Origin of the sequence: Saccharospirillum sp. (assembly GCF_039982735.1) — a bacterium.
In the GTDB taxonomy this organism is placed as follows: Bacteria; Pseudomonadota; Gammaproteobacteria; order Pseudomonadales; family Natronospirillaceae; genus Saccharospirillum.
In genome coordinates, this window is record NZ_JBDWXV010000003.1 from 62,577 (window position 1) to 75,769 (window position 13,193).

Below are 13,193 nucleotides of genomic sequence, written 5' to 3' on the forward strand. Positions count from 1 at the left end.
ACCCTGCACTGCTTCTCGGTGCATGAAACCGACTAGTGAGGGTCATGGACCATTAATTTTAAGTGACCATATGCTCTAAGAATACCTAAAAAATTTTAAAACCCGGAAAGTCATTGTTTAAGCGGTTTTAGGCCATGTACCAAATCGTAGGCTCAGGGAGTCTAATATTTTACTATGTCTATTCTGTCATCTTAACCTTGTCAAGGTTGGGGTCGCGAGTTCGAATCTCGTTGCGATTTCCACATATAGTAGTCGGCCTACAGGTACTCTTTGACAACAGGGGTTTCAGTCAGATCAATCCAGTTGCTTTCCCTCCCTCCATTCGCAGACAATTTCGTCAAACACCCCGTGAATACTTTACCCAACAGTTCGGGTACCCTTCTCACCAACATGACTGAAGACATCGGACTTAACACTATGCTGGACCACCTGAACCATCAGTTGGCAACGGAGCTGGAGAATTCACCAAAGTCGCCCAAATATCTGTGTCTGCGTGACGCTGTGCTGGCATTGATCGTTGCCGATACCCTGCCAGCAGGGACAAAACTACCCACTGAGCAGGCGCTTGCAGAGTCGTTACCATTGAGCCTGGGTACCATTCAGAAAGGCCTCAAGTCTCTGGTAGACAGTGGCGACCTCGTCCGTCAGCGTCGCCACGGCACCTTCGTTGCCGATATCGACCACAACCGGGAAATCGGCACCCCAGCTTTTCAGTTTTTCCGGCCCGACGGGACCCAGGTCAAACTGGTATTCATCACCTTGCTGAAACGAGAGAGTTTGAACAAGCCTGGCCCGTGGCAAGATCATCTGGGAAGCTGTTCTGAAGGGTATGTTCATCTGGTCAGACAGGACCAGATAGATGGTGCATTTCAATGCCATACCGAAGTCTATCTCAGAGCAGACCGGGCGAAGGGATTACTGGATGTCGATCAGGAGCAACTGGAACATGAAACCCTGATCCCCCTCTTGCAGGCATCGGGAACGGTGCACGCCTGGCGCGCCGTCAACCGGCTGACTCAGCTGACACTCCCCAAAACGGTACAGGCGACGGTATGGCCTGGTAGTTCGCCTCAGGACTACCACGGCCTGAGACTGGAAACGCATTATCAAACCGATCAGGGCGATACCTTTGCCTGGCAGATCATGCACATCCCCCATAATGACTACAGCATTTCAATGACAACCCAATCCTCCTAAACGCCTCTCGCTGAGGCGTTCAAGCCCCGGCCAACAGAGCACCGTCACACGACTCAACACGACCTGCCACTCCCAGTGTATCTGTCGCTTACAATCTTATACTATATAGTATTGACATTACTGCGAATCCGTAGATATACTCCGGCAAAGTCTCATATCCAAAACTAAATATCATATATGAGACTTGCATCTGACCTTTCCAACATCAGTGGCAGGAGGGTATGTCATGACCTGGCAAACCGTATGTACCAAGAATCAGGTCCAGGAGGACTTTCCATTTTCGACCAAAGTAAATGGTCAGGAAATCGGCATCTATGTACTCGATGGTGAGTATTACGCGCTTGAGGATGTTTGCCCGCACGCCTACGCCCTGTTGTCGCAAGGGTTTGTGGAAGACGGCAAGGTGGAATGCCCGCTTCACGAAGCCATGTTCGACATAAAGACCGGAAAATGCCTGCGTGAACCGGCAGATCGGGATGTCAAAGCCTACCCGGTTCGCATACTGGATGATTCTGTCCAACTGCAACTCAGTGACGAGGACTAAGACCATGGGTGCCACAAACACATCGCCGCAGTACAACCCGCAACTGCAAGACTGGGCCAAAATCATTCCATCTTCCGAGCCAGGCCAGGGTCGCATAGAAGCGCCCGGTGGTTTTGATAACCGTGTGTGGCAAAACCGGGAACGCGTGCCCGAGGCCTTTGAACTGTCACTGATTGAAGGGCTGGAAACCGTTTTTTCTGGTGGTGCCCAGTCTTTGGATGACGTTGTTACTGGTCTCAACAACGCCGGGTACAACGACCGTCAGGGCGCGCCCTGGACAGAAGCCAGTTTTCAGCAGGAACTGGCCATCCTTGGCCGGTAATCAGGAGGGTATCTTATGACCACATCACACCTTAAAACGGACCCACAGTCCTATCTCGATTCCGGCCTGCGTTCGCTCTGGTATCCGGTTATTGCCAGCTGGGAATTGGGCAGCAACCCACTGGGCATCACTCGCCTTAATGAAAATATCGTACTTTGGCGCGATCACGCCGGACAAATTCAGGCCATTGAAGACCGGTGCCCGCATCGTGGAGCCCGGCTTTCCAAAGGCTGGAACCTGGGCGATCGCCTTGCTTGCTGGTATCACGGCGTTGAAGTGGACGGTTCAGGAACCGTTTGCGACGTTCCAGCCATCAGCAATAGCCCCATGGTTGGCAAACCCTGTGTTCGACGCTACCCGGTTCAGGAAGCCCATGGCGCAGTCTTTGTCTGGTTTGGCGTCACGCCTGACGAGCCCCCTGCACCCCTCGAGCTACCCGAGCAGCTCACCGAAACCGACCGCTTTGGCCACTTCCTGTGCACCGCAACCTGGCAATGCAACTATCAGTATGCCATCGACAACGTAATGGATCCGATGCATGGCACCTTTCTTCACGCCAACTCTCACTCCATGGCAGAAGGTGATCGCCAGGCTGACATGACACTGGAACCAACTGACAGTGGTTTCATATTCAAGAAAACCGAACAGGCGGGGGTCAACTTTGACTGGGTCGAATACGGTAAAAGCGGTGCATTGTGGCTGCGCTTGTCGATCCCCTATCAAAAGAAATTTGGCCCGGGTGGTCCGTTCTGGATCGTCGGCATGGTCGTCCCGGAAGACAACGACAATTGCCGTGTCTTCTTTTGGCGTGTGCGTGAGGTCGACGGCTGGCAACGCCAGGTCTGGCGCTTCCTGTATCGCAACAAGCTGGAAGGTTTGCACTGGGACGTTCTGGAACAGGACCGGGTAATATTGGAAAGCCTGGCGCCGGATGCCCGCCAGCATGAAAATCTTTATCAGCACGATGTCGGCCTGTCCCGTTTGCGCCGGGTTCTGCTGAAAGCAGCCAAGCAGCAGCTTGCCGTGCGCCAGGAGGCTACCTCTGATGCGTGATGCACTGCTGGATAAACGCATTATGGTCAGCGGTGCTGCCCGCGGGCTCGGACGCAGTATCGCCGAAGCAGCGGCCAATCAGGGCGCACGCCTGGTCATTACTGATATTCTTTCTGACGAGTTGGAGAACACCGCGACAACGCTGCGAAATCGCGGTGTTGAAGTGGAACACTTGCTGATTGATCAGGGCGATCCGGAATCCATTGAACAGGGGTTTACGCAGATTGCCAGCAATGGACCGCTCGATGGCCTGGTCAACAATGCAGCCATTGCAACTCAGGTCGGCGGGAAAACACTGGAAGAGTACGACCTGGACCTGTGGGACAGAGTCATGCGCGTCAACGTACGCGGTCTTTGGCTCACTACCCGCGCTGCTGCGCCCCTCCTGGCGAAGTCACCGGCTGGTCGTATTGTCAACGTGGCCTCCGACACGGCCTTGTGGGGAGCACCGTTGCTGATGGCTTATGTCGCTAGCAAAGGTGCTGTCATTTCGATGACTCGCTCGATGGCGCGTGAGCTGGGTGATCGCGAAATCTGTGTCAACGCCATCGCACCCGGGCTGACCCACTGCGAGGCCACCGAGTATGTTCCGGAAGAACGCTATCAGACCTATCAGCAGGGCCGCGCTTTGAAACGCGAGCAGCACCCGGCAGACATTGATGGCACGGTCGTCTTTTTACTGTCTGACAGCGCCGGGTTCATTACCGGCCAGCTGATCCCGATCAACGGCGGCTTTGTCTGCCGCTGAACAACCCACAGTGACACCGGGAGCCAAATCATGACTGATTCAAGCACGTCCCAACATCAAACGCCGGATAACCGCCACATTGTGGTCGTCGGTGGTGGACAAGCCGGCGGCTGGGTCTGCAAAACCCTGCGTCGCGAGGGCTTCACCGGACGGTTGACTGTTGTTGCGGATGAAGATTGTGACTTTTATGAGCGGCCCCCTCTGTCGAAGGCCGCCCTGACCGAAGAGCCAGTACTTCCTCGCTTGTTCAGCGACACCGACCTTCAGGCTCTGGAGATTCAGTGGCAGCGCCCCAGAACAGCGAAAGCACTGGACGCTCACGCCCGCACACTTACCTTGGACGATGGCACGGTTCTCCGGTATGACCAACTGGTTCTGGCAACCGGGGCTCGCGCCCGGATTCCGGTGGACGCCTGGTCTGACATTCCAGGGGTCGTCACGCTGCGCAGCTGGAATGATGCGTTGGCGCTGCGCGAGGCCCTTGGAAGCACCCCTCATCTGGCGGTGATTGGCGGTGGCTGGATCGGCCTGGAAGTCGCTGCCAGTGCACGCCGCCTGGGACTCGAAGTCAGCGTTTATGAAGCTCAGGACCGCTTGTGTGCTCGGAGCGTCGGCGAAGAAGTGTCAGCGGCTTTGCTAGAACTGCATCGCGCCTCTGGCGTTCAGGTACACCTGGGATGCACAAATCTCTCTCTGGATCCTGGCTCACAGGGGCTGGTTCAAGTCACTGCCAACGGACTGCCCCCTCTGACCACCAATCTGGTACTGGTTGGGACGGGCGTCAGCTTTAATCTGGACCTTGCCAGACAAGCCGACCTTGCCATTGAACAGGGCGTGGTTGTGGATGACCAGGGCCGAACGTCAAACCCCGACATTTTTGCCGCTGGCGATATTGCTCAACATCCGCAGCTGGGCCTGTGTTTACAGTCATGGGCCTATGCACAAAACCAGTCCATGACAGTGGCCCGTGCACTGCTCGGAGAATCCGACCGATACAACGAACCAGCCTGGCTCTGGTCTGACCAGTACGAGGCCAACATCCAGATGCTTGGTATTCCAGTGCCGGGCTCCCGCTGTGTGATTCGGGAAGATTCCTCCGGGCCCGTGTTTTTTTACCTCGATGAACAGGAGCGGCTCACCCAACTGGTCGCGTTCAATCAGGCCCGGGCGATCAAGCTTGGAAAGCGCTGGATCAGTAATGGTCGTGTGTTAGTCGCCGACGATTTGGCTGACCCGGCGTTCAACCTGATGTCACTGCGCTAACAGGCACTCAAAAACAAACACACAAAGCCGCCCAACAGCGTTGACTTGAACACTGGAACGGCCTAAATTATCAGAATCATATATTAAACATAGTTTCATATTTGAAACAAGCACGAAATCAGCAAGTAACAAACCTGAAAACCGATGCGGCGCCATTCACAACAGCCGCAGCAACGACGAACAAGAGACAGGTGAAGCATGAGCGGATTAAAAATTGGAATTTGCGGTGGTGGTATAGGCGGGTTATGCGCAGCGATTGCTCTGCAGAAACAAGGCCACGACGTCAGCGTCTTTGAACAGGCCAGTCAGTTCCTGCGCATTGGTGCTGATGTGAATTTGACTCCCAACGCCGTGCGTGCTCTGGATCAACTCGGCGTCGGTGAAACCCTACGCAATACGGCCGCACGCCCCAACTATCGCATCAGTCGCACCTGGGACACAGGCGAGGAAACCTCCCGCCTGCCAATGAATCAGTCGGCCGAGGAGCGCTACCAAGCGCCCCAGCTCACCATTCATCGAGGTGATTTGCTGCGAGCCCTGGAAAACAAACTGCCGGAGTCTTCTATTCGCCTGGGCGCCCGGGTGAGCCACATCGAGAACGGGGTGCGGCCTACCGTCCACTTCGAGGATGCTACACAGGAGACGGTGGATCTGGTCATCGGTGGCGATGGCATTCACTCTGCTGTGCGTCGGTCATTATGGGGCGATGACTCTCCGGTATTTACCGGTCTGGTGTCCTACCGTGCCGTTATCGACCGTGCCAAAGTCGATGTACCCAATCTGGACTCCTTCACCAAGTGGTGGGGTCCAACACCCGACCGTCAGGTTGTTGTATTCCCCCTGACACGAGGCGAGGAAGTATTCATCTTTGCCACCACCGCTCAGGATGACTGGCGCGAAGAGTCCTGGACACTGCCCGGCGATGTCGAAGAGCTGCGTGAGGTCTACGCAGACTTTCACCCGGATGTAAGAACCCTGCTGAATGCCTGCGACAGCGTTACCAAATCGGCGCTTTATGTGCGTGAGCCCATGGCCCAATGGTCGAAGGAGCACACCACCCTGCTGGGCGACGCAGCGCACCCTATGGTCCCGTTCATGGCACAGGGGGCCTGCATGGCGATTGAAGATGCCGTGGTCCTGTCCAGAGCACTGGAGGGGGTTAAGCCCGAGACCTTGAAAGCGGCACTGCAAACCTATGAGCAAGCGCGCAAGGAGCGAACGGCAAAAGTTCAGCGTGGGTCTCGTGCTAATGACTGGCTTAAGGAAGCAGGCAACGCCGACTGGGTTTACGGCTATAGCGCCTGGGATGTCGCGCTAGCTTGAACGGCTGACTATCGAAGGACTGGACTCAGAAAACTCAAAAAAAACATCGAAACACTCGATAGCATATCTAACAATTACAACCGAGGATAACGTCATGATGAGAAGTTCCCTGACAAAACTGGCCCTAGTTCTGGCCTCATCGGCTGCGATGGCTTTCGCCCATGCGGAAGAGATTCGCATGAATGTGGTGTCATTCACGCCCAAAACCGCAGCGGTCTCTGATGGCTTCGTCCGTTTCATTGACGCGATGAATGCTGAATTCGAAGGCGAGTTGGAACTGAACTGGCGTGGTGGTCCGGAAATCATGGATCCGTTCAGAATGGCCGACGCAGTTCGCAACGGGTCGATGGACATGGCGTTGATGAGCCCAAGCTACTATTCCGGTCTGGTTCCCTCGTCACCATCGTCAAACATTTCACTGAAGACCTATGAAGAGATTCGCGCTACCGGCTACTTCGACCGCATGACTGACATTCATGCTGACCGGGGCCTGGTTTACCTGGGTGAAATTCCCGCCACCGATGTGAAATTTTATATTTTCCTCAAAGACGAAGTGGCAGACCACACCGAACTCGAAGGCATGCGCATCCGGGTATTCCCGACTGTATTGCCTTTCGTTCGTGGGCTGGGTGCCGAGCCGCTGGTGCTGCCGATCGGCGAGATCTACACCGCTATGGAGCGTGGAGTTATCAACGGCTTCGTTCAGGGCAACCTTGGCTGGGCCGAGCAGTATGAAGATGTGGTCAACTACTACATAACACCTGCCATCTACCGGGCTGGGTTTAATGTCATCATCAACCCTCGTAGCTGGTCTCGCTTACCAGAAGATTTGCAGACTCGGGTACAGGCTTATCTGCGTGAAGAACTGGCCCCACAGCTGGAAAGTGGCTGGCAGCCGATCATCGACCAGGGTAACCAGGAAGTGGCCGATGCTGGCTTCCAGGAAATCCGGTTGTCTGAGGAAGACGCAGCGGATTACCAGAGTATCGCACTTGATCAGGCCTGGGATGATCTGGCCACCAAGATAGATCCGGCACTGGCCGCTGAACTGAAAGCGATGCTGGTAGATTGAAGTTCAAGTGAGCGGTACCGGTTTGTCCGGTCCGCTCACGTCTGTTTCGACAGGAGTTATTTCCATGGGCAGTTTGCGATCTGATACGGGTGTTTATGCCAGAGCAATGCATGGGCTAAGCCTGATTAACGTCAGCCTGGCTGGATTGAGTGCTGTAATTCTATTGTGCGCCACCCTGTTCGTATTCCTGGAAATTGTGTCGCGGTTCTTTTTTGGCAAGTCTCAAATCTGGGTCATTGAAATCAGTGGCTATTCTCTGTTGTACATGACGTTTCTTGGCGCTCCTTACATGCTGGAGAAACACCGGCATGTGGCCATCGATATTCTGACCGATGCTTTGCCAGAACCTGTAAGAACCTGGCTTGCCATCATCATCGGCCTGACCTGCGCGCTCGCCTGTCTTGTCAGCACCTGGTTCGGTGTTGTGGTTTTTATGGATCAATGGGAATTTGGCATGCGTGAAACCACCCTGTTGGCCCCAAAGAGTCAATGGCTGACGATCGTGTTTCCGGTGGCGATGCTGCTGATGGCCCTGCAGTTTATTGACCAGGCTATTACCCAAGGACGGTCGCTGCGATCTCCGGGCTGGGGGTCACACTCATGATGGAATGGTGGCAAACACTGAGCCTGCTATTGGGCTCCCTGCTGATATTAATGGCCCTGGGGATGCCAGTGGCCTTTGCCTTTCTAACCGTCAACCTTGTCGGTTCCTATGTTTTCCTGGGTGGCTTCTCTGGCATTGAGCAACTGGTACTCAATACCACCGGTGCACTCACGAGTTTTACCCTGGTCCCTATTGCGATGTTCATGATCATGGGCGAGGTTATGTTCCGGTCCGGCATAGCAACAGATGTCATGGACACACTCGACAAATGGTTTGGCAAAGTGCGTGGTCGTCTGGCCTTTATGGCTGTGGGTGGAGGCGTACTGTTTTCCACCCTCACTGGCAACAGTATGGGGTCAGTGGCCCTGCTCGGTTCCAGTCTCGTGCCAGAAATGGAAAAACGCGGCTACAAGAAACCCATGTCTCTGGGCCCCATTTTGGGTTCGGCGGGTCTGGCTATTATGATTCCACCAAGCGCACTGGCTGTCGTGCTGGGTGTGGTAGCTGAACTGTCTATTGGGCGCCTTCTGATCGCGATCATCGTACCTGGACTGCTGATGGCCGTATTGTATGCGGGCTACATACTGATCCGATGCACCATTGAACCGGATGTCGCGCCAACTTTTGATATACCGCACACACCGATGTCAGAAAAGCTGACATCGACTGTACTGAATATTTTCCCCGTCGGAATCATCGTATTCGCAGTGGTTGGCTTCATTTTCATTGGCATCGCCACACCCACCGAAGCGGCTGCTTCAGGAGCTGTTGCGACCGTGCTACTGGCGGTTATAAAACGTCGGCTGAGTTTCAGAGGCTTCTCTGAGTCCATGCTCGAGAGCTCCATGATCTCGGTGATGATTCTACTGATTGTCGCCGGCGCCATTGCATTTTCGCAGTTGCTGGCCTTTACCGGGGCTACCTACGGTATGATGGATATGGTGCTGGGTTTGCCTGTCAGTCCAAAACTGATCGTTCTTGCCATGGTGCTGAGCATTGTTGTGCTGGGTATGTTCATGGGGCCCTTGCCGATCATGCTGATTACACTGCCCATCTTTGTACCCGTCGTCATTCAGTTCGGGTTCGACCCGCTCTGGTTTGCCGTCCTGTTTCTGATCGCCATTGAAACGGGGTCGACCTCACCTCCTCTGGGTGCTGGCTTGTTCGTGATGCGTGCAGTCGCCCCAAAAGGAACGACCATGTCGGATATCTACCGTGCGGCTGTCCCGTTTTTGATCTGCGACTTTCTGGCGATTGGCATTGTGTTTATTTTTCCAGAAATCGTTACCTGGCCCGTGAGCCTGATGTTTGACTAACCCCACCAGGCACTCTGACTCAAGGTCAGGGTTGCCGGAGGACGAGCGATGAAGCGACCCAATTTTGTGATCTTCATGACCGATCAGCAACGGGCTGACCACCTCGGTTGCTACGGAAATCGTATGGTGAAAACCCCGAACATCGATCAGCTCGCCAGCGATGGGCTGCGCTTCAAGCGGTTTTATGTTTCCAACCCGATTTGCCAGCCCAATCGGGCTGCGCTCATGACCGGGCAAATGCCGTCGGTCAACGGTGTTCGTCAAAATGGCATTCCACTCGACCTCGACAGCCAGACTTTTGCGGATGTACTGCGTGAGGCTGGCTACAATACCGGCTATATCGGTAAAGCCCACTTTCAGAATGTCACCAACATCCCCGCGCCAAAGCGTGAACAAAGAGGAACGGGTGATGCTCTGAGCGACCAAAGTCGTAACAGCTTCAAACGCCAGCGTTCCGGCAAGCCATATGAATGCGAAATTCGTCAGCAATGGCAGCAGCATCCTGAACAGGACATTCCACTGCCCTACTACGGGTTTGATCATGTGAAGCTATGCATTGGCCACGGTGATCAGATAGAAGGTCACTACAGCGCCTGGTTGAATGAAAAAGACCCGGAAGCGGCTGCACAACGAGGCCCGGATGCCTCCCTGCCCACGGATCCTTCGTATGGACCCTTGCCACCGCAGGCCTGGCGCACCGCCTTGCCCGAGCACCTTTACCCGACCCGTTATGTTCAGGAGCAAGCTTGCGAATTTTTGGCCCAGCAGGATGACAAAACGCCTTTCGTACTGATCGTCTCGTTCCCTGACCCTCACCACCCCTTTACGCCACCCGGCCGCTACTGGTCTATGTACGATCCGCAAGAGGTTGAGTTGCCTGAATCGTTCCATCATTCAGTCGATGCAATCAAAGGGTTGTCGCCAAGCGCATTGACGGCTTACCGTTGGGGCAAAGAGCAGCGAGGGAACCACTGGCCCATCGCCGTTTCGGAAGATGAGGCCCGAAAAGCGATTGCGCTGAACTACGGCAGCATCAGCATGGTTGATGATGCGGTAGGCGACATTATTGCGCAGTTGTCGTCTCGTGGCCTGGCAGACGATACCGTGGTGGCCTTTACCTCTGACCATGGCGATTACATGGGTGATCATGGCTCGCTGCTGAAGCTCGGTTTGCATTTTCAAAGCCTGATTCGGGTTCCCTTTATCTGGCGAGACCCACAACTGAGCGCGCGCGCCGGCCAGTGCAGTACCCGTTTGGCCAGTGCCATTGATCTCGCTCCAACCATATTGCAAAGAGCTGGCTTACGCATTCCCGTCGGCATTCAGGGGCAGAACATTTTTGACCAGAGCAAGCCAGCCGCATCTGTCCTTATTGAAGACCCGGGTATCGATGTATTTGCAGACTCGGATGCTGCCAGTGCACTTTACACCCTGGTGACCCAGAGCTGGCGGCTGACCCTGTTTGAGCATTCAGGGGATGGTGAGCTGTATAGCCTGGTCGAAGACCCACACGAGCTGAATAATCTCTGGAGTGACCGGGGCAGCCAGAACATTCGTGCATCTCTGGAGCATCAGCTGTTGCGTCGAATCATAGAACTTCGCGACAAGCGGCTAGTGGCGACAGCACGAGCCTGACAGATCGACAAGAATAGAAAGAAGACAGGCCAAAATGCTTGACGAAAGGACTCATTAATATATAGTATTGGTTATTCATATGATAAACAGTGTTTCATATATTAATATTTCGTCAGGCCATTCCGGAGCATTCAAGTCAGTTACTTGATACGCACCGATACAACAATGAGAAGGCAGGACAGGACATGGCAGAACAGGACACTCGAAAATACCTGATACCCGGGCTGGAACGCGGGTTGAACATATTGCTCGAACTGAGCCGCAGCGACCGCGAATTAAGCTTTGCGGATATCTGTGCACGAGTCGATGTGCCAAAGGCCACTGTCTACCGCGCTGTCCAGACACTGGAATACATGGGCTTCATCAAACGTCATGAAGCGACCGGCCTATATTCGCTCGGCGTCAATATATTGAGGCTCGGCTTTGAATATGTCGCCTCGCTTGATGTCGTACAGGTGGGTCAACCAGTCATTGAGCAGTTGCGTGACCGCACTGGCTGCTCCAGCCACATTGCTGTTCGTGATGGTCAGGACGTGATTTACGTCGCTCGCGTCAGCGCGGCCAATGCCACCATTCGCCGCGTCAGCGTCGGCAGTCGTCTGCCAGCCCATCGCACAGCTCTGGGCCGGGTATTGCTGAGTGACTTGTCCCGTCAGGCCTTTGATGCGCTTTACCCGAATGAGCATCTGCCTGACAACAGCCCGGGCTCCCCCGGCACACGGGATGCGCTGTGGAATCTGATTCAGGAAGATCGTGAACGGGGTTATGTCATTAGCGACTCTTTCTTTCAGTTGGGCATTTCATCGATTGCATATCCGGTTTTCAACCATGAAAACGATATTGAAGCCGTTGTCAGCATCATGGTACCGGTTCATGAAATACCCGTTGAAGACCGGGACCGACTGCGGGCCTTTGTCGCCGAAGCGGCGACCACTATTTCCGGGTTACTCGGTCACTCGGGGCACAGTAACGAACGAAAGGTCATTCCCTGATCAGTAGACGCAAGAATAAACGAAAACAGGGTTTTGCCAATCCGCAGAACCCACACAATTTTGACTATCCAATGAAGGTGAGACGCCGCTAAAGACTCTGCGTCCACCCCTGGAGGACGGCATGAGCCTGATCGGTATAGAAGCACTTGAATTTGGAATTGAAGATCGCGCAGCAAGCGAACAGTTTGCGACCGACTTTGGGTTAACAAAAGTAAAATCCGGCGAGTATCGCACTCAAAACGGTGCGCGTGTTCGTCTCTTTGACAAGACTGATCCGAGCCTGCCACCCGCCTTTGAGCCAGGCCCTACCCTGCGACGCATGGTGTGGGGTGTCGCGACTGAAGCCGATCTTGACCAGTACCGTCAGAAGCTGACCGGCACACCCGGGTTTCACGACCTGGGCAACGCATTGGAATTTCAGGACCCGAATGGACTCACCGTCCGCATCGTCCTCAGCACACTCGATTCCGTGGAGCTGACCGTTCCGCCCATCAACCAATATGGCGACATGCGCCGTGTCGATGAACCCAGCCCGGTATATGACCAGGCTGAACCAGTGAGCATTGGTCATGCCGTGTTCTTTGTTGATGACCTCGAGGGGCTCGAAGCACTGGAACGGTTCTACTGTGACCAACTCGGGTTTGTGGTATCTGACCGGTACATAGACCGGGGTGTTTTTCTGCGCATGAATGCCCGTGGCGGTCACCATAATCTCTTTCTGCTGAAGCTGCCACACCGCGGACGTGGCCTGAACCACGTTGCCTTCACCGTAAGGGATATCCATGAAGTTATTGGTGGCGGAATCGCGATGACCCGGAGCAAGTGGTCCACCTTCATAGGCCCAGGCCGTCATCCCGTGTCTTCGGCTTACTTCTGGTACGTGAACAGCCCGCTTGGCGGCGCGTTCGAATACTACACCAATGAAGACAGCCTGACCGAAAAATGGCAGGCACGCACCATGCACCACTCGCTGGAGTCCTTTACCGAGTGGGCCATCGAAGGCGGCATCGACTCGGATACTCGCCGCCAGAAAAAGCCGGCCTGACGTGCACTATTCAGTGAAAAACACTGTGCTGGAGATATCGACCGATTCACTGTCTGATCGGTCACCAACCACGAGGATC

General features: G+C 54.6%; 13 protein-coding genes and 1 tRNA gene. All 14 read left to right on the plus strand.

Annotation, left to right across the window (positions count from 1 at the left end):
• Nucleotides 1-142: 142 nt before the first annotated feature.
• A tRNA-OTHER gene (locus ABJT94_RS01715) sits at nt 143-242 on the plus strand.
• A gap of 175 nt (nt 243-417) precedes the next feature.
• Nucleotides 418-1,197: a GntR family transcriptional regulator gene (locus ABJT94_RS01720; RefSeq protein WP_348475950.1), complete on the plus strand. Its 780-nt coding sequence runs from the start codon at nt 418-420 to the stop codon at nt 1,195-1,197.
• Nucleotides 1,198-1,423: 226 nt separating this feature from the next.
• The gene (gene nirD, locus ABJT94_RS01725; RefSeq protein WP_348475951.1) at nt 1,424-1,741 is read left to right on the plus strand and encodes a nitrite reductase small subunit NirD; all 318 of its coding nucleotides are present in this window, start codon (nt 1,424-1,426) and stop codon (nt 1,739-1,741) included.
• Nucleotides 1,742-1,745: 4 nt separating this feature from the next.
• Nucleotides 1,746-2,063 (plus strand): recombinase-like helix-turn-helix domain-containing protein, encoded by a 318-nt coding sequence (locus ABJT94_RS01730; protein WP_348475952.1) that lies wholly within the window; start codon nt 1,746-1,748, stop codon nt 2,061-2,063.
• 15 nt (nt 2,064-2,078) lie between these two features.
• The gene (locus ABJT94_RS01735) at nt 2,079-3,116 is read left to right on the plus strand and encodes an aromatic ring-hydroxylating dioxygenase subunit alpha (RefSeq protein WP_348475953.1); all 1,038 of its coding nucleotides are present in this window, start codon (nt 2,079-2,081) and stop codon (nt 3,114-3,116) included.
• Nucleotides 3,109-3,864, plus strand: coding sequence for an SDR family oxidoreductase (locus tag ABJT94_RS01740; RefSeq protein WP_348475954.1), 756 nt, complete (start codon nt 3,109-3,111; stop codon nt 3,862-3,864). The genes ABJT94_RS01735 and ABJT94_RS01740 overlap by 8 nt, the downstream gene beginning before the upstream one ends.
• A 30-nt stretch (nt 3,865-3,894) precedes the next feature.
• Entirely contained in the window at nt 3,895-5,127 is a 1,233-nt protein-coding gene (locus ABJT94_RS01745) for an FAD-dependent oxidoreductase (RefSeq protein WP_348475955.1), read from the plus strand.
• 198 nt (nt 5,128-5,325) lie between these two features.
• Nucleotides 5,326-6,450, plus strand: coding sequence for an FAD-dependent monooxygenase (locus ABJT94_RS01750; protein ID WP_348475956.1), 1,125 nt, complete (start codon nt 5,326-5,328; stop codon nt 6,448-6,450).
• A gap of 94 nt (nt 6,451-6,544) precedes the next feature.
• Nucleotides 6,545-7,522 carry a TRAP transporter substrate-binding protein DctP gene (gene dctP / locus ABJT94_RS01755; RefSeq protein ID WP_348475957.1) on the plus strand — a complete coding sequence of 326 codons (978 nt, stop codon included), beginning with the start codon at nt 6,545-6,547 and terminating at the stop codon, nt 7,520-7,522.
• A 64-nt stretch (nt 7,523-7,586) separates the two neighbouring features.
• The gene (locus ABJT94_RS01760) at nt 7,587-8,126 is read left to right on the plus strand and encodes a TRAP transporter small permease (protein ID WP_348475958.1); all 540 of its coding nucleotides are present in this window, start codon (nt 7,587-7,589) and stop codon (nt 8,124-8,126) included.
• A complete protein-coding gene (locus ABJT94_RS01765) occupies nt 8,123-9,442 on the plus strand; it encodes a TRAP transporter large permease subunit (protein ID WP_348475959.1) in 1,320 nt (439 codons plus the stop codon). Before ABJT94_RS01760 ends, ABJT94_RS01765 begins: the two co-directional genes overlap by 4 nt.
• A 48-nt stretch (nt 9,443-9,490) precedes the next feature.
• Nucleotides 9,491-11,077 (plus strand): sulfatase-like hydrolase/transferase, encoded by a 1,587-nt coding sequence (locus ABJT94_RS01770; RefSeq protein WP_348475960.1) that lies wholly within the window; start codon nt 9,491-9,493, stop codon nt 11,075-11,077.
• A gap of 185 nt (nt 11,078-11,262) precedes the next feature.
• Complete coding sequence (locus tag ABJT94_RS01775) at nt 11,263-12,069, plus strand: IclR family transcriptional regulator (RefSeq protein ID WP_348475961.1); 807 nt, start codon at nt 11,263-11,265, stop codon at nt 12,067-12,069.
• Nucleotides 12,070-12,190: 121 nt separating this feature from the next.
• The gene (locus ABJT94_RS01780) at nt 12,191-13,114 is read left to right on the plus strand and encodes a VOC family protein (RefSeq protein WP_348475962.1); all 924 of its coding nucleotides are present in this window, start codon (nt 12,191-12,193) and stop codon (nt 13,112-13,114) included.
• Nucleotides 13,115-13,193: the final 79 nt, after the last annotated feature.